This is a genomic window from Pseudoalteromonas sp. SG43-7 (assembly GCF_014164295.1).
Taxonomy (GTDB): Bacteria; Pseudomonadota; Gammaproteobacteria; order Enterobacterales; family Alteromonadaceae; genus Pseudoalteromonas; species Pseudoalteromonas rhizosphaerae.
This window is the reverse complement of the sequence record NZ_JACJEY010000016.1, coordinates 1-21,563: the sequence shown is the minus strand read 5'-3', so window position 1 is coordinate 21,563 and position 21,563 is coordinate 1. Positions and strand designations below refer to the sequence as shown.

General features: G+C 40.3%; 23 protein-coding genes. 7 read left to right on the top strand and 16 right to left on the bottom strand.

Annotated elements, in window-relative coordinates; all coding sequences use genetic code 11:
* Positions 1–165: 165 nt before the first annotated feature.
* The 8 genes from H5200_RS09485 to sfsA all read right to left on the bottom strand — a co-directional run bounded on the left by H5200_RS09485 (position 166) and on the right by sfsA (position 6,681).
* Positions 166–405 carry a hypothetical protein gene (locus tag H5200_RS09485; protein WP_182717174.1) on the bottom strand — a complete coding sequence of 80 codons (240 nt, stop codon included), beginning with the start codon at positions 403–405 and terminating at the stop codon, positions 166–168.
* Positions 406–422: 17 nt separating this feature from the next.
* The gene (gene panC / locus H5200_RS09480; RefSeq protein WP_182717173.1) at positions 423–1,274 is read right to left on the bottom strand and encodes a pantoate--beta-alanine ligase; all 852 of its coding nucleotides are present in this window, start codon (positions 1,272–1,274) and stop codon (positions 423–425) included.
* The gene (gene panB, locus H5200_RS09475) at positions 1,274–2,068 is read right to left on the bottom strand and encodes a 3-methyl-2-oxobutanoate hydroxymethyltransferase (RefSeq protein WP_145235375.1); all 795 of its coding nucleotides are present in this window, start codon (positions 2,066–2,068) and stop codon (positions 1,274–1,276) included. Before panB ends, panC begins: the two co-directional genes overlap by 1 nt.
* A 31-nt stretch (positions 2,069–2,099) precedes the next feature.
* Positions 2,100–2,585, bottom strand: a complete 486-nt coding sequence (folK, locus tag H5200_RS09470; protein WP_182761370.1) for a 2-amino-4-hydroxy-6-hydroxymethyldihydropteridine diphosphokinase — start codon at positions 2,583–2,585, stop codon at positions 2,100–2,102.
* A 2-nt stretch (positions 2,586–2,587) separates the two neighbouring features.
* Positions 2,588–3,946, bottom strand: coding sequence for a polynucleotide adenylyltransferase PcnB (gene pcnB / locus H5200_RS09465; RefSeq protein WP_310736213.1), 1,359 nt, complete (start codon positions 3,944–3,946; stop codon positions 2,588–2,590).
* Between the two features lie 387 nt (positions 3,947–4,333).
* Complete coding sequence (gene gluQRS / locus H5200_RS09460) at positions 4,334–5,278, bottom strand: tRNA glutamyl-Q(34) synthetase GluQRS (RefSeq protein WP_182717172.1); 945 nt, start codon at positions 5,276–5,278, stop codon at positions 4,334–4,336.
* Positions 5,279–5,295: 17 nt separating this feature from the next.
* Positions 5,296–5,739, bottom strand: coding sequence for an RNA polymerase-binding protein DksA (dksA, locus tag H5200_RS09455; protein WP_145235383.1), 444 nt, complete (start codon positions 5,737–5,739; stop codon positions 5,296–5,298).
* A 225-nt stretch (positions 5,740–5,964) separates the two neighbouring features.
* Complete coding sequence (gene sfsA / locus H5200_RS09450) at positions 5,965–6,681, bottom strand: DNA/RNA nuclease SfsA (protein ID WP_182758180.1); 717 nt, start codon at positions 6,679–6,681, stop codon at positions 5,965–5,967.
* Positions 6,682–6,771: 90 nt separating this feature from the next.
* Between sfsA and pepB the strand changes: the two genes are divergently transcribed.
* Positions 6,772–8,067, top strand: a complete 1,296-nt coding sequence (gene pepB / locus H5200_RS09445) for an aminopeptidase PepB (RefSeq protein ID WP_182761369.1) — start codon at positions 6,772–6,774, stop codon at positions 8,065–8,067.
* 234 nt (positions 8,068–8,301) lie between these two features.
* Positions 8,302–8,868 (top strand): phosphoribosyltransferase, encoded by a 567-nt coding sequence (locus tag H5200_RS09440; protein WP_145235390.1) that lies wholly within the window; start codon positions 8,302–8,304, stop codon positions 8,866–8,868.
* A gap of 72 nt (positions 8,869–8,940) precedes the next feature.
* Here H5200_RS09440 and H5200_RS09435 read toward each other — a convergent pair whose 3' ends face one another.
* The 3 genes from H5200_RS09435 to H5200_RS09425 all read right to left on the bottom strand — a co-directional run bounded on the left by H5200_RS09435 (position 8,941) and on the right by H5200_RS09425 (position 14,162).
* Positions 8,941–11,097, bottom strand: a complete 2,157-nt coding sequence (locus tag H5200_RS09435; protein WP_182761368.1) for a YjbH domain-containing protein — start codon at positions 11,095–11,097, stop codon at positions 8,941–8,943.
* Positions 11,098–11,251: 154 nt separating this feature from the next.
* The gene (locus H5200_RS09430; protein WP_182717169.1) at positions 11,252–13,150 is read right to left on the bottom strand and encodes a hypothetical protein; all 1,899 of its coding nucleotides are present in this window, start codon (positions 13,148–13,150) and stop codon (positions 11,252–11,254) included.
* Between the two features lie 355 nt (positions 13,151–13,505).
* Entirely contained in the window at positions 13,506–14,162 is a 657-nt protein-coding gene (locus H5200_RS09425; RefSeq protein ID WP_145235393.1) for a Crp/Fnr family transcriptional regulator, read from the bottom strand.
* Between the two features lie 268 nt (positions 14,163–14,430).
* On the opposite strand from H5200_RS09425, the gene H5200_RS09420 reads away from it, so the two are divergent.
* On the top strand, positions 14,431–14,658 hold the full coding sequence (locus H5200_RS09420) for a YgjV family protein (protein WP_182761367.1): 228 nt from the start codon (positions 14,431–14,433) through the stop codon (positions 14,656–14,658).
* Between the two features lie 9 nt (positions 14,659–14,667).
* Here the strand turns inward: H5200_RS09420 and H5200_RS09415 are convergent, their stop codons facing one another.
* The 5 genes from H5200_RS09415 to H5200_RS09395 form a co-directional block, all read right to left on the bottom strand.
* Entirely contained in the window at positions 14,668–16,332 is a 1,665-nt protein-coding gene (locus tag H5200_RS09415) for an amidohydrolase (RefSeq protein ID WP_182739827.1), read from the bottom strand.
* Positions 16,333–16,452: 120 nt separating this feature from the next.
* A complete protein-coding gene (locus H5200_RS09410; RefSeq protein WP_149982107.1) occupies positions 16,453–16,689 on the bottom strand; it encodes an EF-hand domain-containing protein in 237 nt (78 codons plus the stop codon).
* 12 nt (positions 16,690–16,701) lie between these two features.
* Positions 16,702–16,938, bottom strand: coding sequence for an EF-hand domain-containing protein (locus tag H5200_RS09405; protein ID WP_149982106.1), 237 nt, complete (start codon positions 16,936–16,938; stop codon positions 16,702–16,704).
* A gap of 110 nt (positions 16,939–17,048) precedes the next feature.
* Positions 17,049–17,276 carry a hypothetical protein gene (locus H5200_RS09400; protein WP_145235404.1) on the bottom strand — a complete coding sequence of 76 codons (228 nt, stop codon included), beginning with the start codon at positions 17,274–17,276 and terminating at the stop codon, positions 17,049–17,051.
* Positions 17,277–17,298: 22 nt separating this feature from the next.
* Positions 17,299–17,526 carry an EF-hand domain-containing protein gene (locus tag H5200_RS09395; RefSeq protein ID WP_145235406.1) on the bottom strand — a complete coding sequence of 76 codons (228 nt, stop codon included), beginning with the start codon at positions 17,524–17,526 and terminating at the stop codon, positions 17,299–17,301.
* Between the two features lie 315 nt (positions 17,527–17,841).
* Between H5200_RS09395 and H5200_RS09390 the strand changes: the two genes are divergently transcribed.
* The 4 genes from H5200_RS09390 to H5200_RS09375 form a co-directional block, all read left to right on the top strand.
* Positions 17,842–19,311: a HAMP domain-containing sensor histidine kinase gene (locus tag H5200_RS09390; RefSeq protein WP_182739833.1), complete on the top strand. Its 1,470-nt coding sequence runs from the start codon at positions 17,842–17,844 to the stop codon at positions 19,309–19,311.
* Position 19,312: 1 nt separating this feature from the next.
* The gene (locus tag H5200_RS09385; RefSeq protein ID WP_182761366.1) at positions 19,313–19,855 is read left to right on the top strand and encodes a hypothetical protein; all 543 of its coding nucleotides are present in this window, start codon (positions 19,313–19,315) and stop codon (positions 19,853–19,855) included.
* 2 nt (positions 19,856–19,857) lie between these two features.
* Entirely contained in the window at positions 19,858–21,207 is a 1,350-nt protein-coding gene (locus H5200_RS09380) for a sigma 54-interacting transcriptional regulator (RefSeq protein WP_145235410.1), read from the top strand.
* A gap of 8 nt (positions 21,208–21,215) precedes the next feature.
* Positions 21,216–21,563 (top strand): DUF1543 domain-containing protein (locus tag H5200_RS09375; RefSeq protein WP_182761365.1); only part of this gene is annotated, 348 nt, incomplete at its 3' end.

Below are 21,563 nucleotides of genomic sequence, written 5' to 3'. Positions count from 1 at the left end.
CAATGTATGACTACTTCTTACTAATATAAGTAGATATTACTAAACTAAACCTTGCTCTAAGGTGAATGGCAGAAAAATCACGATGGTTGGATGTAGAAAGTTTGCCTAAAGTAGGCGCAGGGGGAGGAAACTTGCCAATCATGATAATTGGCAAGTTAATATCAGTTATTGCACATTACCTAATGCTTGGGCATTTGCTTTGCATTGGTTGTAGGCTTCAATACATTTGGTACTACATACTTTATATGCCATGCCTTCGCCGGTACTTTGCTGTTCACAGTTCACTTCACATTGATAATTCTGTTGTGCGCATTGCTGCATTTCTGGGTTTTCTATTTGGTTTTGACACCCAGCTAATATGCCTATACACAGCGAAATGCTTGATAATTTTAATAATGAATTCATGCTTATTCCAATTATTGTTATGTAATATCAACGAGCAGATTGTCTATTAGCCTTACTGGCCCTAAGAAGGCTGCCGCCAAAATCACTAGTTGACTATCATTGAGTGTAGCTTTTTTTAAGGTATCGCGCTGAGCTATTTCAAAGTAGTCAATTTTGAGCCCTGCTTGCTCTAGTTGCTGCTTTGCTTGTCGGCATATGTCGTCAAAATCACGTTGTCCCGAGTTTAACTGTTCTGCGCTCCAATTAAGGGTTTTAAATAGCACTGTCGCTGTTTCTTTTTGAGCTTCTGATAAGTAGCCATTGCGAGAGCTCATCGCCAACCCTGACACTTCACGGCTGGTTGCAACGCCAATAATTTCTACTGGAATTGACAGGTCATGAGCCATGGTTTTAATCACTTGCAACTGTTGATAGTCTTTTTCACCAAAGCACGCATAGTCAGGCTGTACTAAGTTAAATAATTTAGTAACCACCGTTGCTACACCGCGAAAATGACCTGGACGTGATCCGCCGCAATAACCCATTGATATATTTGGTACATCGACAAAGCTTTGCGCATCTAAACCGTTAGGGTAAATGGCTTCCACACTTGGGGTAAATACAATATCAGTATCAAGCTCTGCCAGTCCTTGTTTATCCGCAATGAGGGTGCGCGGGTAGTTATCAAGATCTTCGTTGACACCAAATTGCATTGGGTTTACAAAAATACTAACCACGACTTTATCAGCCATGTTTTTGGCTTTCTCAACGAGTGAAAAATGCCCTTGATGTAGATTACCCATAGTTGGCACTAGTGCTACACTAAGCCCAGCTTGGCGCCATGCTTTAATTTGACTACGTAATGATTTTATTTCAGTGATCGACTGCATTATTTAAACTCATGTTCCGTGCTTGGAAAAGCACCACTTTTAACGTCGCTACAATATTTTTTAACCGCATCCGGCATATTGCCTGTTTCGAGTAAAAAGTTTTTAGAAAATTTAGGGATGTAACCTGCTGAAATGCCAACTAAGTCATGCATGACTAGAATTTGGCCATCAGTTTGATTACCTGCACCAATACCAATGGTAGGAATATTAACCGCGTCAGTAATTAATTTGGCAAGTTCAGATGGAATACATTCAAGAACCAGCATTTGTGCGCCTGCCGCGGCAAGCGCCTGAGCATCGCTAATCATTTTTTGTGCTTGTTGTTCACTACGGCCTTGGATTTTAAAACCACCAAACACATGTACTGATTGCGGTGTTAAGCCTAAATGTCCACATACCGGTATACCTTGTTGAGTCAGCGCAACAACTGAGTCATACAGCCATTCGCCCCCCTCAAGTTTGACCATGTTAGCGCCAGCTCGCATTAATTCTGCTGCATTTTTACAGCTCTCGGCTGGGTTTGAGTAGGTCATAAATGGCATATCCGCAATGACGAATAAATCACGGCTCCCGGCGCGTACGCTGCGAGTATGATAGGCAATATCTTGATTGGTGACAGCCAGGGTATCGTCGCCACCTTGTAACACCATGCCTAACGAATCACCGACTAAAATAACGTCTACGCCGTTATCATGAAATAACTTTGCAAAGCTGGCATCGTAGGCCGTTAATGCCGTGATTTTTTGTTGGTCTGCTTTCATTTTATTAAGCGTAGAAACGGTTATTTTAGACATAGTATCCTCGTAGGCAACAGCCTGAAATTAATTACAGAGGTAATTGTTGTAATTCGTTTAGTGCCAAATTAGTGCTAATACTGTGAAGTAATGTACCATTTGGCAGCGTAATATTTGGGGCTATTTCAAGTAGCGGGTAAACCACAAACTCGCGTTCAGTTAGACCATAATGTGGCACAATTAAACGCTCGCTATTAATGACTTGATCACCAAATAATAAAATATCAATATCTAAGGTGCGTGGCCCCCAGCGCTGTGCTTTTCGTACTCGGCCGTGTTCAAGTTCTATCTGTTGTGTTAAATCAAGCAACTGCTCAGGTAATAGCGTGGTTTTTAGCGCCGCAACAGCGTTAACGTAGTCAGGTTGATCTTGCGGGCCCATCGGTTTACTCGCGTAATAATGCGATACACCAATAAACTCGCAATCAGCCAATGCACGCAGTGCTGCAACAGCATGATCTAGTTGAGTACGTGGAGCGTTTAAATTAGCCCCTAAACCAAGGTAGACGGTATCCATGATCATTCAGCCGCTGGTTTTGGGCTGCGTCGGCGAGTACGACGACGGCCTTTTGTTGCGCCTTGCGTACCTAACGCTTTAACTAGCTCTTTTTGACCATTGATGTCTTGTTTTAAATACTCAGTCCACCAGTTAACTAATTGCTGATGCTGTTTTTCACCGGCCTGTACGCGCAAGAGTAAAAAGTCATACGCAGCTTTAAAACGTGGTTGCTGTGTAAGGCGATATGCACGTTGTCCTGAGCGTTTATCTAAGCGGTGTTGAATATGCCAGATATCACGAGCGCCAAGGGTAAAGCGTTTTGGTACGGCAATATGTTGGGCATTATCACTGAGTACTTTGTTCATACCTTGAGCGAAGGCATCGTATTCAGATAGTTGCTCTTGTTCTTGCAGTGCTTTAGTGATCTGCAATAATGGGAACCATAACAATGCAGCAAAAATAAATGCTGGAGTTACTTTTTTCTCCGCATTAATACGTTCATCTGTATTACGGAACATCTGTTGAATTAAAGCGAACTCTAAGCCATCAGGATTACTATCTAAAATACTATCAAGAGCTGGAAATAATGATTTAAAAAGGCCATATTTACGTAGCATTAAAAAGTTTGCTTCGGCCTTGCCATTTAAAAACAGTTTCAGTGTTTCTTCAAATAACCGCGCTGCAGGTATATTATCTAACAGGCTTGCTAATTCATTTAAAGGTTGCTCGGTTGCCGGTGCAATCGACATATCGAGTTTGGTTGCAAAGCGAACTGCGCGTAGCATACGCACAGGATCTTCGCGGTAACGGGTTGCTGGATCACCAATCATCTCGATTTGTCGAGCGTTAATAGCGGCTAAGCCATTAGCATAATCATGGATTGAAAAATCATTAATTGAATAATATAACGCATTGATTGAAAAATCGCGGCGTTCAGCATCTTCTTCAATACTACCAAAAACGTTATCGCGCAGCAGTTGTCCTTGGTCACTCGATTGGCTAATTTGGTTTTTATCTTCAGGCGCTTCGTGATGACCACGCATGGTGGCCACTTCGATTATTTCACGACCAAAAACAATGTGTGCTAAACGAAAACGACGGCCAATTAAGCGGCAATTACGAAATAGCTTTTTAACCTGATCAGGAGTGGCATTGGTGACCACATCAAAATCTTTTGGTTGTTGACCTAACAAAATATCACGAATGCAACCACCAACAAGGTAGGCATCAAAGCCTCCGTCTTTCAGGCGATATAATACCTTGATTGCATTTGGGCTAAATTGTTTGCGAGAAATACCATGCTCATTGCGTCCAACTATTAAAGGCTGCGCAGAGACTTGGGTATGTTCGGCTGTTACAGAGGCGGTTGGGCCAATAATTTGCCGACAAAATTGAAAAAGCTTGGAAATAATAATCTGTCTCCTACAGAATTCGGTTATTTGATGGACGCCATCAAAATCAAACCAAGTATAGCTTCACTTTGCTATTAACTGCACATGTGTTGCGTTTACTTGGTAATACCTATGGTATTAGAGTCTTGTTCATTCTAGTCAGTTAAACAGTCATTGCTAGGGTTAAAATTTTCTAGCATCACGATGCTGGAAATTATTATCCTGTTATTGGGCTACTTGACTGCTGAATCGTGTACAACCTTAACGCAATTGGTATTAATTAAATGAATTGCACATTTAAGGTGGGCTATCATATACCAGCACAGCTTAAAAATTAAGTTGAAGGCCTTAAAATTAGCCTTTTTTAGTGAATTTTTATTTGTTTAAATGCGTAAAGGCGATTGTATGGCTGTGCGGGTTTTGCGAAATTTGAATTTGTGTCATTTTAGGGACGTTTTGCAAGTTGTAATTGTCTACTGCCCAAGCTAGCATTTGCTCGATATTTAGTTCAAGTAATTCATCTTTGGGCGCCAATCCTAAAAATTCGAATGCACTCAGCAAAGCCGGTTTGGGGTTACTTTTGCTAATAGCTGGGGCATAGTTTTGTTTTGATAATTTAAACCCAGGTTTAGCGACTGCTAATGGTAAATGTGCGTAATGGGGGGCCGTGGCAGCTAATTGTTTAAATAAACTCAATTGGCGTGCGGTTGGTTCAAGCAAGTCTGCGCCGCGTACGACATGAGTGATACCTTGGGCAATATCGTCTGCGACCACCACTAGTTGATAAGCAAATAGCCCATCACTGCGCTTTATTAAGTAATCTTCGTGGGCGAGATCATGAGCTACATTTATCTCACCTTGAATGAGATCATGGTATTGGCATGTAGCATGTTGCTGAATTAACCGTAGTGCGCTGCTGTTCTGACTATGCTTTAAATGACGACAATGGCCTTGATAAATACCGCCAAGCGCTTTAATTTCTTTGCGCGAGCAGTGGCAAGCATAAATTAGGTGCTGGTTATTTAGATTATTAATGGTATGCGCATACAAGTCATGGCGTTGAGTTTGATAGACTACGTCTTCATCCCAGTACAAACCATAGGCTTCTAAGGTATTGAGAATATCCTTAGCGGCGCCGTCTACAACACGTGTGGTGTCGATATCTTCAATACGGACTAACCAAGTGCCTTGGTTGCTTTTCGCGTCAAGGTAGCTGCCCACAGCCGCCACAAGAGAACCAAAATGAAGTGGTCCAGAAGGTGACGGCGCAAAGCGACCGCGATAGTTGCGCATAGGCGCAGTAACGGCTGTGGTAGACATTGATTAATTACTAGTAACTAACCACGTCCAGATTGTTTTTCTTTGATTTCCGCAAGCGTTTTACAGTCTACGCATAAGTCAGCTGTAGGACGTGCTTCTAAACGGCGGATACCAATTTCAATCCCGCACGAATCACAAAAACCAAAATCATCTTCTTTGATTAATTGGATCGTTTTTTCAATTTTTTTGATCAGTTTACGTTCACGGTCACGAGTACGAAGTTCTAAAGAGAACTCTTCTTCTTGTGCTGCGCGGTCAACTGGATCAGGGAAGTTAGCTGCTTCGTCTTGCATATGCGATTTAGTACGGTCAACTTCATTGCGTAAATCGTTGCGCCATGCTTCCAAAATAGTTTTGAAATGAGTGCGTTGTGCATCATTCATATACTCTTCGCCCGGCTTTTCCTGGTATGGTTCTAATCCGGCCTGAGCCAATAACCCTAATTTTTTTTGGTCTGGCATAACTTTCTCCTAAATCCTTAATATAATGCCCAGCATGAGCCGGCGGCTATAAATAACAGAATCCTATGGCCTAGGCAAATTTATTTTTCATTAATTAGTCTTACTTAAACCGCATCAATAAAATTAAAAAAGGTACGATAAGTGGTTTTTACACCGATTACTTTTAAATAAGTGCTTAAAAACTTGCCTTGTTATATGGGCGAAAACCTTAAAAACAAGTCGCTTTTAATTAAAAGTAAGCTTTTCTGTTAGTGTAATTTCAGCGCTCGAAATATCGGCTTTATAAGCAACTACTTCGACACCTTTAGTTATTGCTAAATCAACTAGTTGGGCGTACTTTTCGTCAATGTGGCGTGCCGCACTAACTTGCTTAATCCCTTGATGTAATACAGCAAACAGCAGCACTGCACGGTGGCCTTGTGCAACCATTTCAATTAATTCACGAATATGTTTTTGACCGCGAAGAGTTTCGGCATCAGGGAAGTAACCTTGGCCACTTTGTGGATCATTTTGACTGAGTAAAGTGACAGATTTTACTTCTACATAGCAGTCTGGGCGTTGGGGAGCTGTCAGTAAAAAATCGATACGGCTATTTTCATCACCATATTTAACCTCTGGCTGTATTTTAGTGTAGCCGCTAAGCTCGTTGATTACCGCTGCATGAAGTGCTTCTGCAACGATTTTATTCGCGATTGCCGTATTGACACAGATCAGATGGCCAAACTGGTTTTGTGTCAATTCTAATGAATGAGGATATTTTCTTTTTTGATTGCTACTGGTGGAATAAAAGGCTGCAAAGTCAGGCTCCGCGCAACCAGTCATTTTACCTGTGTTGGCACAATGGGCGGTAAACTCTGAGCCATCGCTAAGGCGTAAATCGGCTAAAAAACGTTTGTAGCGTTTGATCAAAGTAGCGTGTTGGAGTGGCGTTGTATATTTCATTATTTTAGTTATTTGGTCTCAAGCAGTTGGGAAGTTGTTGTGGCTATAGTAAACTCATTGTCACTATTTTAGCGCAAAGAGTATTCTAACATGTCTGAAAAATTTGTTGTTCAATTAAGCGAGCAGGGTGCTGCATCGCATTGGGGCGAAACCGCCACGTTATCTTTTTATGAGCACGGTGCAACGGTTCATTTATCTGAACAAGAAACATTAGTAAATGTACAAAAAGCCGCGCGCAGTATTGCCAATCAAGGCGTTAAAAATGTCGTGCTAGCTGGTGATTGCTGGTGTACAGAAACACAGTGGGCTTTTTATCAAGGGTTTGTATCGCCTAAGTCATTACACGGTGTTGAATTTGCTGAAAATGCTAAAACAGATAGCCAAGAGCTTGCTTCATTACTTCGTTCTGCTACTTGGGCGCGTGAAATGATCAATGGCACGGCGGATGACATTTTCCCTGAAAGTTTAGCTGGTAAAGCTGCTGAATTTATTCAATCACTAGCTCCTGAACACGTGAGCTATCAAATCATCAAAGGTGATGCGCTACTTGAGCAGCAGTGGATTGGTATCCATGCTGTTGGTCGCGGTAGTGAGCGCCCGCCTGTATTACTTGCACTTGATTACAATCCAACTGGCGATGAAAATGCGCCTGTGGATGCAGCGCTTGTTGGTAAGGGGATTACTTTTGACTCTGGCGGTTATTCAATTAAAGCCAGCGAAGGTATGTTAGGTATGAAGTGCGACATGGGCGGTGCTGCAACGGTTACCGCAGGTTTGGCATTGGCTATTAGTCGCGGTATTAATAAACGTATTAAACTGTTTTTATGCTGTGCTGAGAACCTTATTTCAGGCCATGCATATAAGCTGGGTGATATCCTTACCTATAAAAACGGCACGACAGTTGAGATTGTTAACACTGACGCTGAAGGACGCTTAGTACTTGCTGATGGCTTAATGGCTGCAGCTGAAACAGGTGCTCCTTTAATTATTGATGCGGCGACACTAACAGGCGCTGCGCTAGTTGCTGTTGGTCAAGAGTACAATGCCTTATTTGGACTTGATAAAGAGTTTGTACGTGAAGTTGAAGGCTTTGCTGGGCAAGAAATGGAAGGCGCGTGGCCACTACCACTTGAAAAGTGGCATCAACAAAACTGTCCTTCACCATACGCTGATACAGCTAACAGCCGTGCCCAAAAAGGCGGTGGTTATGGTGGTGCATCAAATGCTGCTGGTTTCTTGTCACGCTTTGTACCAAACGACGGCAAAGGCTGGGTGCATATGGATTTAGCGGCAGCGTTTAATATGGGTAGCACGAGTCAATGGGCTGCGGGCGCGACAACAGTCGGGATGCGCACAGTTGCACGTACTTTACTAGAAAAAGCGTAATCTTGAATATGTTTAAAAAAGCGCCGTTTTAGGCGCTTTTTTGTTGGCTATAAAAATGTAATTACAAACAGAAACAAGCTTTTTTAGTTTATTTGCGCTAAAATCTCGCCCCACTTTTGCATTTCAAGTGATAAAGGTTTGAAGTTATATTTCTTACATTAAAAGCGCTGCTTTTATTTAAGTCGTATTCATAAACTATACTTGAATGATCAACTCACACTGGGAATTCTAATTATGTCAGATAAGTGCTACATCACAGCGCAACAATTGCTTGAAGATTCATTTCGCGTTGCGGCGCAAGTATACCAAGATGGTTTTCGTCCTGATTTTATTATTGGTATTTGGCGTGGTGGTGCCCCAATTGGGATTGCAGTGCAAGAGTATTATGATTATAAGGGCATAGAGACAGATCATATCGCGGTACGAACTTCATCATATTATGGTATTAATAAGCAGTCGAAAGAAATTAAAGTACATGGCTTACACTACATTATTGAAAATGCTAACGCAGGTGACTCGTTATTGATTGTTGATGATGTATTTGATTCAGGGCGTAGTATTTTTGCACTGAAAGAAAAGCTTTCGGAACTGATGCGTTTAAACTTACCTAAAGATATCCGCATTGCATGCCCGTATTACAAACCAAAAAATTCTAAAGTTGATATGAAGCCTGACTACTACATTCATGAATCAGAAGAGTGGTTAGTATTCCCGCATGAATTATCGGGTTTAACACCTGATGAGATCATCGCTGGTAAAACAGATTTAGTAAAAATACACGATATTTTATTAGCAAAATAAATCTGTCGAGTAAAAATAAAAAGGCCTTAACTAGGCCTTTTTTTATTTATCAATTAGCTGTCTAAACCAATATTATTTATAGGTTTCAAACGCTTCTTTTAATCGTGCTAAATGAGCATATACGTAACTGCTTGACATACGATCTTGGTTTAAGAAAGTATTATCGAGGTCGATTGACGATTTGAGTATTGTCGCACTACTGGTGTTTATCAAATTTACTTTTTGATTAATTATAGTATTTACGCTATGTGTCCAGCTTTTAGTCCCTGTAACTTGCCAATTACCTGCATCCATATCTTTGCGTGGTGATAATGGAATACTAAAACCAATCCCCACTTTTTCTACGTCAGTGTCGCTATACATTACGGTTATATTTGCATCACCAAACCAGAACTTAGTTTCAAGTTTATAGCCGGTATCTTCATTCCAGAATTGTCCACCAGAGATATGGAAAGAGACATCCTTTTCAGCCCATAAATAACGGTATGAATAAACCGAGTAGTCGCGTTTATCAGTGTCATAATCTTTATACTCAAAGTAGCCTAACTTTGCTTGTATCTTGTGGCGGCCTGCGGGGCTTTGCCATGCAGTTTCGTTGGTAATACCTGTATAATCAAAGTAATCTTGGAATAAACCGACTTGAGTCTGGTTATATATGTTAAACGGTAAAGCGAATGTTTGATATACAACGGCACGTTTAATCCCCGTTTCTTGGCGTGAATTACTAAATACACTACCTTTTTCAAAGTGATCTGTATTAGCTACATTAACTTGCCCAGTAATATTTACACCTGCACCTTGCCATAATGGTACATGTAAATCGGCTTGTAGAGCTAACGAGTAATCATAAACACCTAATTCAGTTGCATATCGTGATGATAACGATGGTGAAAATGAAACTCTAGGTACAAAATAAGGGCTCGTGCTTTGGGTATTTCCGGCCCATTTTACACCCACAGCATCTTTATCACTAAATTGAGTGCTGACCATTAAATCAGGAGTGATATTTTCATCAATAAAGCGACGGTAATTATCTAAATACCCATTGACTTGTAACAGTGGGATATCTTGTTTTGCCAAGCGAACAATAAATTCATTATTGCCAGTAGCAAAGCTTTCAGTTATGCGGCCTAAAACAAGCCCCAACGCATCAATTTCATTACGATTAAATACTGAGTTTTCAAATTCAACAATGATTTGTTTGCTCTCGCTAATACCAACACGGATATTTTCAAAACCATCGTTAACTAAGCTGCTTTTTAAGCTGTGAATTTGTTGATTGTTATTTTGTGCAGTGGAAACTTGTTGATTTTGTTTGGTCGTAGTTAATACTTTTACTGGTTCCGCAGATACTACTCGACTAACAGACTCTTCCGTTTGATTTGGGGATGTAGCAAGAGTTGCTCTCGTTCGCTGATTTGAACTCTTAGATAACTTTGCCGCTGCAACTGGTTGAGGTGCTGGTTTTAGAGTGTGGTAGTAATCTTGTGCTGCATCACTGAGCGGCATGCTAATATTGACACCCCAATAAGTATCATCACTAGCAAGTTCTGTATTTGAGTAAAAGCGGCTATTAAATGAAACCGTGGCAATATCATAAAGCCACTCTTTTGGCACCGTAATACGGGCGCCTAAATTAAATGCTTCTGCATCATGCTCAGCGAGTACTGAAAGCCAAGTGAAAGGTTGATATTCAATACCAGCAAATGCGCCGTCTAGTTGCCCTGTAAGCGTGTCAGATGTGCCAATACCGGCACTAAAGCGAAAATCCCACCACTGTTTAGAAGCAACAGCATAAAACGCTTCATAGTTATTCGCAGCCCCACCAACATCTTTAGCGCCAACAGCGACACTAAACCAGTCTTTTGGAATGAATGGAATTTGGTATTTGGCATTAAATGATAAGTCGCGGATTTGGCCTTTATTTTCATAGCTAAATGTTATGTCGTGCATCGACGATGAGGTAATCCTACCACTGACTTCTAAACCTTCAAAAAGTCCAGCTGAAAATGTAAAGTTATGACCGTCGGTGTACTTTCCTCTAGCTTCTAGCTGGTTACTGTAACCTATATCAATATTACCTTTGTCGATTACAACAGCGGTAGGAGTGTTGAAAATACCGGTAAATCCATTATATGCAATACCATGATTAATGTTTTGATCAGCAAAAACGGAGGTACTGGCACTGAGTGCGCAAAGTGTCGCGAGGGTTGTTTTATTATAAGTCACGTGATTAACCAATTTAGATTAGAGTTAGGTTTTAAACTTTTAAAACCCGATAATTATTTTAGCTATAAATACTATAAACCAAAAATAACTTAATAACGAGATAAACAAAAGCCGCGCAAATGCGCGGCTTTAGGAAGTACAGTTCTACCTCAGATTAAGAACCAGAACCAGAACCAGAACCAGATACTGGTACAGTATCAACTTCACACACTACTGGGATATCAAATGTAGCTGCAGTTGTGTTTGCCGCTACTGGAGTAGATGTCCACACATTAGTGTTGTAGTTAAGGTAACTAGCAGAGTAAGTGCCACCTTGCTCTAAGTTCAGGTTGAAAGTACCTTTCGAGTAAATAGTTTGCTTGAAGTTGCCATCTTTAAACAATCTGACTAGCGCAGGTGTTGCAACCGGTGGAGTACCTATTTCAAAATCTCCGGTATTGCTACACACTAGCTGTGTTGTTATTTTTTTAGTTACAATTGTTGGCGGAGCAATTGTAAGTGTTAGATCTTTATCATTTAAGTCACAGATATTGCTTACAGATAATGCCGATGCAGTGCTATCAGTGTCAGTTGACAAGCCATCTAAAACGTTAACACCATTGCGCAATACTTTAACTTTAACCGGGAAACCTGGAGGGTTGTTAAACGTTGCTGATCCATAATTACCGTTACGGCTAGTGAAAGATCTTCTATAGCCATTAATTTCAAGTAAAATAGTTGTTTCAGCTATATTAGCGTCACCATTTCTATCTAAAATATCAAATTTTACACTTGAACATTTATTGTTGTTGAAGTAATCAAGGTTCCAGTAAGATAGGTGATTTACATCTACTGATACATCAAATGTTGATGCATTACCGCTATCAGTTACTTCACCGTAGCTTTCGAATCCCCATTTACCAGCTTCTTCATCGTAACTCCAAACTGGGAAGATATCACCAACCGCAATTTTACGAGCTACAGGAGCTGCAACAGTACATACACCATTTTTGAAGCCATTTGCTTCGGCGTATGCTTTGATATCAGTAGTACCGGCAGGTAAAGTTACAGGACAAGGGTTTGAAGTCTTTTTGTCGACCTGCATTGCAACAGTGATTGAATTGCCTGCACCAAAAGATTTCACTTTATTACCAGCATCATCAACTAGCTCGATAGCAACAAAGCCACCTGAAGTAAATGAACCTTGCACTTGATCAGTACTGTTAGGATCAGAAGCTACAGATAGAGCTAAACCTCCAGGGAACGCATCTAATGACGACGAGGTTGCAGCTGCAGTTTCGGCTTCTTCATCATTACGTGTTGCTTCATTCGCAAAGTAGGCAACAGTCATTTTTGGAACTGTCGTTAACGGTTGATTATCTTTATCTAAAAATTGCGTGCCGCTTTTGATTTTAACGGTTGAACCGCCAACAGCAACACCTGCTTTGTTAATTGCTTGTGGTAATGTAATCTCTGTTTTATCGCCAGAAATTGATAACCCTGAAGCTGGGTCATACGACACAGTGGTATTTTCACCTTCAGGTACTAATGCAGTTAATTCTTTGGTGTCAGCAACAATCGCTACATCAGAATCTGCAAGTGTACGTGGTGTTAAACGAACTTCTTGTGCTACAACGTTATCAGTTGGTGATAACGTTAAAGTACCAGAGTTGTTTAAATATCCAGCAGCAGAAATAACATAGTCATAGCTAACACCATTAGCTGGGATAGAGTCTACTGTGTATGCAAACGAACTAGCTGTTGATGATTTGTCGGTATCAGCTAAAGCGTTGCCTGCAGCTGTTAAAAGGCCGTCTTCAGAAGAAGTAAAGCTAATCGTTGCTGTAACCGTATCAGCTAAAGCAGCACCCTTTACATCTACGATATTAACAGTAACTGAACCTGCTTGAGCTTCAATTGCTACTGGTGGTACAGCAACATCAACGGTTGGTTCAGGTGGAACTGGTGGCTTTACATAATCATTGTTGTCGTTATCGCTAAAACAGCCACTTAAAGTTGCTGTCAGACCAAGTGCAAGAGCTAGCTTGGTGAGCTTGAATTTATTATTTCCCATAATCGTTACCTTTCTTTCCTTTCTCTTTAAAGTAAACAGACTTAATTGCAGTTCTATAAATGTACCGAAGCGCGCACCAGGTCAGGCTTGCACCTATAATACAATAATTTGTTCATCAAGGATAAGCGCACATTATATATACGTCAAGTGAACATTATATATACTTTTATTAATTAAATAAGAAAATTGTTACCCTGTTATGTAATAAATCTCTTATTTAATTTTTACGGATTTAGCGCAGCTTCGTTATTAGCTTACTATGCTAAAGTAGTAGGCTGCGGTTGTAAATGTAAATAGTTGCATTTTAGGCAGTTAAACGTTGTTTTTTTCGGCTGAATTTTAATGTGAGTCAACTTCATAGCTGCGAAAAACTATCCACGTAATCGCTAAGTTTATCTAAATCAACCGCTTTGAGTCCATCATTTGAGCGTGCGACTAAACCTCTTTCCACCAGTTCCGATACTACGCGGCGATAGGCTCGCTCTGTGGTGGCAAAACGCTCAGCTTCAGCATTTACCGTTGGGTATGCGCGCAGCAGGGTGGGGTTATTATTTTCGGCACGTAATAAACAGTCTTTGGCGATATTGTAACCCAATGGCAACAATAGTTTATCTAAATTAATTTTTTGGTTTTCTTGAAACTTAGCGGCAATAGTTTGTGCTGTGTATAAACTCAGTTCTGGCTTTTCAAGTAACAGGGCACGCCAGTGCTTTAGCTCTATTAGGTTGTAGCTAACGTCACTGAAGCAGGTAACTGTATAAATGCAGGGATTATTGTTTAGCGCTTCAATTTCACCAATTAAGGTGTTGTTGCAATCAAGTTGGCCCAGCAGTAAGCGGCGGCCATTACCGACATCATAACTAAACGATACGGTGCCGCTTCTGACTAACACTAATTTTGTAAGAGGTTGATCTTGGTGGATCAGTACTTCTTTTTTAGATTGTTGATAACGGCTGCCAGCAAAGGTTAGTAGCTGGTCGACGAGATAACTAGAAAAATGATATTGAAACATCAACAATGCCCTTCGGACAATTGTCCTATTTATTACACCTTAATGACGTTAGCATTAAGATTCTAAGAATTTACGCTAACTTACTAGCTTAGTTAACTCGGTTAATTAAGCTTAATACCTGATATCCCGTGTAATGATTATTAAAGTGTGCTTTTAGCAGCTTTGGGTTTTTAGTAAGTTAGCTTTTTTATACTATTGCTATATTGTGGAATAACTTTGCCTAAACTACAACATTTGCAATGCTAACCTAAAGTACCGGAGAGAACAAATGAGTTGGGAATATTTGGGGTATTTTGCCTCAGCTTTACTTATTGCCTCTTTAACTATGAGTGATGTGAGCAAACTTCGTTGGTTTAACCTTGCCGGTTGTATTGCTTTCACAGCCTACGGTATTGCGATTGTTGCATGGCCTGTGGCTATCACTAATGGTTTGCTAACCTTCGTAAATATTTATCATTTAATTAAGCTCAAACGTCAACAACAAAAACCGCAATAATAGCGTGGTTTATTGTGCCTTACTCTGTGTATCAATTTGCGCTTTTTGGTAGCGTAATTCACCGCCAATCCATGTTTGATTTACGACAATGGTAAAAATTTCTTGTACTGGCACTTTAAAATAGTCTTTGTCGATTAAAATAAAGTCAGCCCACTTTCCTTGCTCTAAACTACCTAATTTAAATTCTTGATGTGCGGCATACGCGGCACCTAACGTGAATGCTCTGAGTGCATCTTCTCTGCTCAGTGCTTCAGTGACTCGCCAGCCATTAGCGGGTAATTGATTGTGATCTTGGCGAGTAATTGCTGAATACAAACCGTCAAAGGGGTTGGCCAGTTCAACTGGATAATCTGAGCCTGCAGCTACTACTGAGCCTTGCTTTAAAAACGTTTGCCAAGCATATGCACCTTGTAATTGTGTATCGCTAAGGCGCTGCTCTGCCATATGCATATCAGAAGTTGCATGCACCGGTTGCATTGATGGAATGATTTTAAGTGCTTTGAAGCGAGGAATATCTGCTGGATCAACTATCTGTGCGTGCTCTATACGGTTACGTAGTAAAATCCCGCCGGTTTTTTTAAATACATTTTGATAGGCATCTAACACAATATGATTTGCTTTATCACCGATGGCATGGGTATTGGCGCTAAAACCATGGTTAAAGCTCAATGTGTACAGCTGCTCTAGTTTTTGTTGAGTTTCGAGCATTAAACCTTGGTGATTCTTTCTATCTGCGTAATCGGCCTGTAGTGCGGCGCCACGGCTACCTAGCGCACCATCAGCATATATTTTTACACTACGAATAGACATGAAATCGTTAAGATCTTTATAGCGACCGGCTCTGAGCATATCTTCAAGGGACGGATCTGTTGCACTTAGCATTGCAACTATGCGCAGCGGTAAGGTGCCTTGTTCAGCTCTTTGCTTGTAAACTTGCCATGTTTGTTTATCAATCCCAGCATCGTGGGTTGAGGTTATACCTAAGCTGAGCAGATGTTGGCCAGCTTGATTTAAGGCATTATTTACGTTTTGATCAGATGGCGTTGGAATATGTGCAGTAATTAAACTTTCGGCTTTATCGACAAAAATACCGCTAGGCTGACCTGCTTGGTTGCGAATAATTTCACCACCTGCTGGTGACTGTACTGTGGGTGTTAATTTGGCTAACTCCATCGCTTTGCTATTAACCCAAATCGCGTGGCTATCGACACGAGAAAGCACCACCGGAACATCTTTGACAACTTTATCTAAGTCAGCAGCAGTAGGAAATTGCTTATTAGGCCACAGTTCTTGATTCCAACCGCGGCCAATAATCCAGCCCTGGTTATTTTTAGCAAATACAGCAAGTTTTTTTTGTATTTCTGCAATCGACATACTGCCACGTAAATCGAGTTGCGCTAAATTATTACCAAGTCCTATCACATGACCGTGGGCGTCAATTAAACCAGGTAATAAGGTTTGTTGCTCGGCATCAAATACTGCAGCATTAGGGAAACTCGCTTTTAGTTTATCGTCTCCTACTTTTACTACTTTGCCATCTTTAATAACCAGTGTAGAAAATTGCTGTAATTGGCCACTGTAAGTTGGAGTGTAACCGTTAGCATTGTAGATCACCGTGGTATCAGCTAGCACAGGTAAAGATAAAGTGATTAAACAGGCGAGTAAGCATTTCATTGTTAGAATTCTTTTTCTGCTTTTGTTAGTTAAACAGTAACAGAGAATACTGAGTCTGCAAATTAAATATAATAAATTATTTATCGTTGTGCATTTCAACTATGCTGATGAATTAGCTATTCATTTATTTGCATATAGAGTAAATTCAGACAGTGATAATCTACCATCTTTATCGCTGTCATAGTTTTTAAAACGAGACCACAGGGCAGGATCTTTTGCTGACTCTGAACGCGTGATAAGACCGTCTTTATCGCGGTCTAAGTTTTTGAATTGTTCTGCTATATTATCAGTTGTTGCAAAACTGCAACAGCTACTGACAAATAACAAACTTAGTCCCAGTTGTGTACAAAATTTCATTGGGGAAACTCGTTAATCTAGATTATTAGTTAAAAAACGCTTAAATTCAGATAGGGAAATTTTATTGTCTTGGTTTTTGTCCCAACGTTTAAAGTTACTCAACAATTGTGGTTGTGGTTCAAGCTCATTATGCGTTAAATAGCCATCTTTATTGCTATCTAAATGATCAAAACGTTGTTTTACATCCAGTGCCATTGCGCTAAAACTGGTGGCTAGCGACACACTTAATATTATTAATATGCTTTTCATTATTTACATCCTACCAACAAAAAGAATAAAGCATTTGCCATAATTTAAATCCCAACATTAAATCCGTTTACACATTCCCTCCGGGATTATGGCAAATACTTTAAAGCCTTTTAAAATTTAAACTTTGCGAACTCTTGCTCAGATAACTGCTCGTCGTTATTATCATCAAGATCAGTAAACTGCTTTAATAGCGTGTTGTTTTGCTTGGCTTCAAGCAATGAAATTTGTCCGTCAGAGTCGGTATCTAATTGCGCAAACTTAACGTTTAATTGTGATGCTAAAACAGTGGCGCTAATGACTAAAAACATCAGTGAAAAAGCGGCGATAAGTTGTTTCATAGCAGTGTTTCCTTTGGGAAAATTATTGCAAAAATTGTTTAAACTCAGCAAATGAAATTTGACCATTTTGATCTTTGTCAATTTGCTCAAAACTTTCGTGTAATACCGCATCTTCAGATGCTTCTGCTTCACTCAATGTGCCATTACTGTCTTTATCAAGTTCTGCGAAGGTGGCCTCGACATCAATGGCAAAGCTGTTAAAGCTAAGCAGTAGGCTGATGCATAAGCACAGCGGTGTTAATATTTTCATATTATTTCCTTATAAACAGTCGTTGATACGGATGTTACAAGAACGATGCCAATTTTTTTATTGTAAAAATATCAGTGACTTAATGTTTTGGCATGATAATAAGTGGGAAAAAATGACTGGGCAGTGTGTCTTTTTTGCAACAACTTTTAACGGGTATTGATTAAGTTTTTAAAAAACAGTTGGTTAAGTTGTTTCAATTTAGCGTCAGTCGCTTTATATAGCGCTACACAGTTCGCCTTATTCATTATTCTTATTGATTCAGCTAGTGTATAAGTAACACCTTCCATAATCAGACATTTAACTAAAGGAGTAGCGATAATGGCCTCATTCGCTAAAAAGTACAGTGCATTACTTAGTTGGCGACCCAATTTAATAGGCCAGTTTTTGTTTAGTACTTTGTTATCGCTGCTGCCATTATCACTGGTAGTGATTGTATTTTTAAATGCGCTGAATAAACAGCTAGCAGTAACTCAACAAATCGTCAGTGAAAATTATCAAATTACCAAGTCATTTAATAATCTTAAGCAAGACCTCAATAGCTTAGAGCGTGCAACGCGACAAAACTGGGTGCTGAAAAGCGAATCACTCGATGAATTGATTGTTGATAAGTGGCAATCATCACTACAAAGCATTGATGAACTAACTTTTATAAGTTCTACGGGGGAGTATATTAAGCAATGGCAGCAACTCGCACAGGTATTGCAATTAGCGCATACTCAACTCGTTACTGAAGGACAACAAGATGCGCAATTGTTTATTCCTGTGAGTGAATTAATTGCGCGTCAAACGGTGTGGCTAAGAGATCAAAATGAGCTGCAAATAACTAAAAATCAGCAACAGTTAAAAGCTTTGCAAAGCTCATTTATCAATTGGTTAATAGCACTTATCCCATTAACTTTACTAGTAGGTGGTGGTTTTTTATGGCGTATAAGTGGTCGCTTAAAAGGATTAACGTCGGTTATTGATAAGCTTGGGCAAGGTCATTGGCAACAAAAAATAGCTGTACAAGGCTCTGCTGAGTTGGTTGAACTAGGAAATAAATTACAATGGGTGCAAGAGCAGTTGCATCAATTAGAGCAACAAAAAGATACTTTTTTACGCCATGTTACCCATGAATTGAAAACTCCATTAGCGTCAATGGTTGAGGGCACTGACTTACTTGCCGATGAAATCGTTGGGCCAATTAACAAAGAGCAGCAAGCGGTGTTGGCGTTAATTACCCAGAGCATGGTGCGTTTGCGCGCTATGATCGATAGTTTACTTAGTTACAATGCGATTCGCAGCAGCAAAGAAGACTTAAGTGAGCTGGAATTCTCGCAATTAATAACCAAGATAAACAGCCATTTTGAACATCGTTTAGTGGCGCGTAAGCAAAGCTTATGTTGGCATTGTGAGTTACCCGAGCAACCACTGGAAATTGCTGCAGAGCTTGTTGAAATGATCTTAATTCAGTTGATCTCTAATGGCTTAAAGTTTTCACCAGCAGGACAGGCGGTCAATATTGCTCTGTCATTAGCTGGTCGTACTTTGACTATGAGCGTTAGCGATCAAGGCACCGGTATTAAAGAGCAAGAGAAATCACATATATTCAGTGCCTTTTATCAAGGTAAGAATGCTAAAGATATAACCGCTCAAGGTAGTGGTTTAGGGCTCACCATTGTAAAAGAGTCTGTTGAGCAATTGATGGGTACTTTACACGTTGAGCATAATGAGCCACAAGGCTGTCGTTTTATAATTCAAATCCCAATCATCCCTCCAACCAATAAAAACCAAGGAGTTAATTAGCATGGGCGTGCGTTTAAATGCCATTTTAGTAGTTTGCATTACAACCTTAGGGCTCGCAGGGTGTGAGTTAACTGAGCAGCCAGTAAATAAAAGCAACCCTGAAGCTGAACAAGCGGGTAAGGTGACTACACCACAAGGGGATAGTTTACCAAATCCGAAACCTAGGCCGAAAACCGATCCTATGTATGCACCTGCCGAAACGGTTATTGGTTGGCATGCAAAGTCGTGCGGTGGTTTTCAAGTGGCAGCGAGTAAAACGGTTTATATTGGTGCTAAAGAGCTTCAGCATTATTTTGATTTTAGTTGCAAAAATAATGTATTAGCACCGGAAAAAGTATTAACGCAGCTGCTAAAACTGGATCAAGCTTATTATTGGCCAGATGATATAAAACAGTATTTATGGCTGCAAAAACAACAAATAAAACAGCAGATCAACGCTAAAAAACAGCAGCAAGCGCTGAATAATAAAATGCAAGAAACCCTGTCATCACTGGCAGCCATCGAGCAGCAACTATTACTACGCGAAGAAACTAAGGAGCAGTAATTATGTCAACAGAGCAAAACCAAGGCGCGCGAATTTTACTGGTCGATGATGATGCAAGTTTATTAAAACTATTGGCTATTCGCATAGAATCTAAAGGCTATCAAGTGACTACCTGCGAAAGTGGTATCGCTGCGCTACAGTTATTAAAAAATAATGTGTTTGATGCTGTGGTTACAGACTTACGCATGGATGAAATGGATGGTATGGCATTACACCGTCAGTTACAAAATCGCTACCCAGCGCTGCCAGTGTTGATGATGACAGCTCATGGGTCTATTCCTGATGCTGTTGAAGCGACGAAGCAAGGTATTTTTGCCTTTATTACTAAACCGGTAGATAAAGATGAGTTATTTGATAGTTTAGCAAAAGCGATTGAAATTCATGGTCTCAGTGCCGATGAAAGTGCATCAAACAGCAATATCGTGACCCGCAGTGGTGCTATGCTGCATTTACTTGAGCAAGTTAAATTACTAGGTCCGACTCAGGTCAATGTGTTGATCTCGGGGGCCAGTGGTACAGGTAAAGAGTTACTAGCTAATGCTATTCATCAACATAGCCATGTTAGTGAAGGTCCGTTTGTCGCAATAAACTGTGGTGCGGTACCGGGTGAATTACTCGAATCAGAACTATTCGGTCACAAAAAAGGGGCTTTTACGGGCGCGATTAAAGACCACCAAGGGTTATTTCAGCAAGCGCAAGGCGGTACTTTATTTTTAGATGAAATTGGTGATATGCCACTTAATTTACAAGTTAAGTTACTGCGCGTATTACAAGAAAAAACTATTCGCCCTGTGGGCTTTGAAGAAGAAATTCCAATTGATGTGCGGATTGTATCAGCAACTCATAAAAACTTGCCTGATGCGATTGCTAATCAGCAATTTCGCGAAGATTTATATTACCGCTTAAATGTTGTGAATCTTAAATTGCCACCACTGTGTGAGCGCAGAGAAGACGTTAGTTTATTAGCACAGTATTTTAGCGCTACCATCGCTAAACGTATGGATCAAAAAGAAAAGCGTTTCGCCAATGATGCAATGCATGCATTAGTACGTCACGATTGGCCGGGTAATATTCGCCAGTTACAAAATGTAGTAGAGCAGGTTGTCGCACTTACCCCAGGTGAAGTAATATCAGCACAGCTGGTTGAAAGTGCGCTTAATAGTAATACCAACAATGTTGAGCCGCTTTCACTTAACGATGCTAAAAAAGAATTTGAGCGAGATTATGTGATTAATGCTTTAAAGATGGCTGGCGGTAACGTGGCTGAAGGGGCAAAACTAGCTAAGCGAAATCGCTCAGATTTTTATAAGTTGATCAAAAAACACAACATTGACGTTGATACTATTTGTTAGGAGAGAAAATGCAGTTATTTATGGTGTATTTAGGTGGGCGTATTCAGGGCTGCCATATTGAAATGCATGATGTTCGTTTTGTTGTTGGGGAATCGATTGAACAAACTTACTCAAAATTAAAAGCGCAGTGGGTCGGTGATAAAAGTAGCGTGCACATGGACAGCTATATGGCGGTAAATCACATTGATGGCTTTGCAGTAACCGTGGTTGATGAACCCGTGGCCCAATCGCAGCAGTTATACTTTGTAAATTTAGGAGCGTATCGTGCTGATAGCTTAGCTGAGCAGCATGACTTTGCGTTATATGTAGCAAGTAGTAGCGACGAAGCTAAACAAAGAGCAAAAGAGGATTTACTA

What these genes read in the sequence shown, in the direction of transcription:
- H5200_RS09485 (WP_182717174.1), bottom strand. Translation starts at nt 405, where the DNA reads ATGAATTCATTATTAAAATTATCAAGCATTTCGCTGTGTATAGGCATA.
- panC (WP_182717173.1), bottom strand. Translation starts at nt 1,274, where the DNA reads ATGCAGTCGATCACTGAAATAAAATCATTACGTAGTCAAATTAAAGCA.
- panB (WP_145235375.1), bottom strand. Translation starts at nt 2,068, where the DNA reads ATGTCTAAAATAACCGTTTCTACGCTTAATAAAATGAAAGCAGACCAA.
- folK (WP_182761370.1), bottom strand. Translation starts at nt 2,585, where the DNA reads ATGGATACCGTCTACCTTGGTTTAGGGGCTAATTTAAACGCTCCACGT.
- gluQRS (WP_182717172.1), bottom strand. Translation starts at nt 5,278, where the DNA reads ATGTCTACCACAGCCGTTACTGCGCCTATGCGCAACTATCGCGGTCGC.
- dksA (WP_145235383.1), bottom strand. Translation starts at nt 5,739, where the DNA reads ATGCCAGACCAAAAAAAATTAGGGTTATTGGCTCAGGCCGGATTAGAA.
- sfsA (WP_182758180.1), bottom strand. Translation starts at nt 6,681, where the DNA reads ATGAAATATACAACGCCACTCCAACACGCTACTTTGATCAAACGCTAC.
- pepB (WP_182761369.1), top strand. Translation starts at nt 6,772, where the DNA reads ATGTCTGAAAAATTTGTTGTTCAATTAAGCGAGCAGGGTGCTGCATCG.
- H5200_RS09440 (WP_145235390.1), top strand. Translation starts at nt 8,302, where the DNA reads ATGTCAGATAAGTGCTACATCACAGCGCAACAATTGCTTGAAGATTCA.
- H5200_RS09430 (WP_182717169.1), bottom strand. Translation starts at nt 13,150, where the DNA reads ATGGGAAATAATAAATTCAAGCTCACCAAGCTAGCTCTTGCACTTGGT.
- H5200_RS09425 (WP_145235393.1), bottom strand. Translation starts at nt 14,162, where the DNA reads ATGTTTCAATATCATTTTTCTAGTTATCTCGTCGACCAGCTACTAACC.
- H5200_RS09420 (WP_182761367.1), top strand. Translation starts at nt 14,431, where the DNA reads ATGAGTTGGGAATATTTGGGGTATTTTGCCTCAGCTTTACTTATTGCC.
- H5200_RS09415 (WP_182739827.1), bottom strand. Translation starts at nt 16,332, where the DNA reads ATGAAATGCTTACTCGCCTGTTTAATCACTTTATCTTTACCTGTGCTA.
- H5200_RS09410 (WP_149982107.1), bottom strand. Translation starts at nt 16,689, where the DNA reads ATGAAATTTTGTACACAACTGGGACTAAGTTTGTTATTTGTCAGTAGC.
- H5200_RS09405 (WP_149982106.1), bottom strand. Translation starts at nt 16,938, where the DNA reads ATGAAAAGCATATTAATAATATTAAGTGTGTCGCTAGCCACCAGTTTT.
- H5200_RS09400 (WP_145235404.1), bottom strand. Translation starts at nt 17,276, where the DNA reads ATGAAACAACTTATCGCCGCTTTTTCACTGATGTTTTTAGTCATTAGC.
- H5200_RS09395 (WP_145235406.1), bottom strand. Translation starts at nt 17,526, where the DNA reads ATGAAAATATTAACACCGCTGTGCTTATGCATCAGCCTACTGCTTAGC.
- H5200_RS09385 (WP_182761366.1), top strand. Translation starts at nt 19,313, where the DNA reads ATGGGCGTGCGTTTAAATGCCATTTTAGTAGTTTGCATTACAACCTTA.
- H5200_RS09380 (WP_145235410.1), top strand. Translation starts at nt 19,858, where the DNA reads ATGTCAACAGAGCAAAACCAAGGCGCGCGAATTTTACTGGTCGATGAT.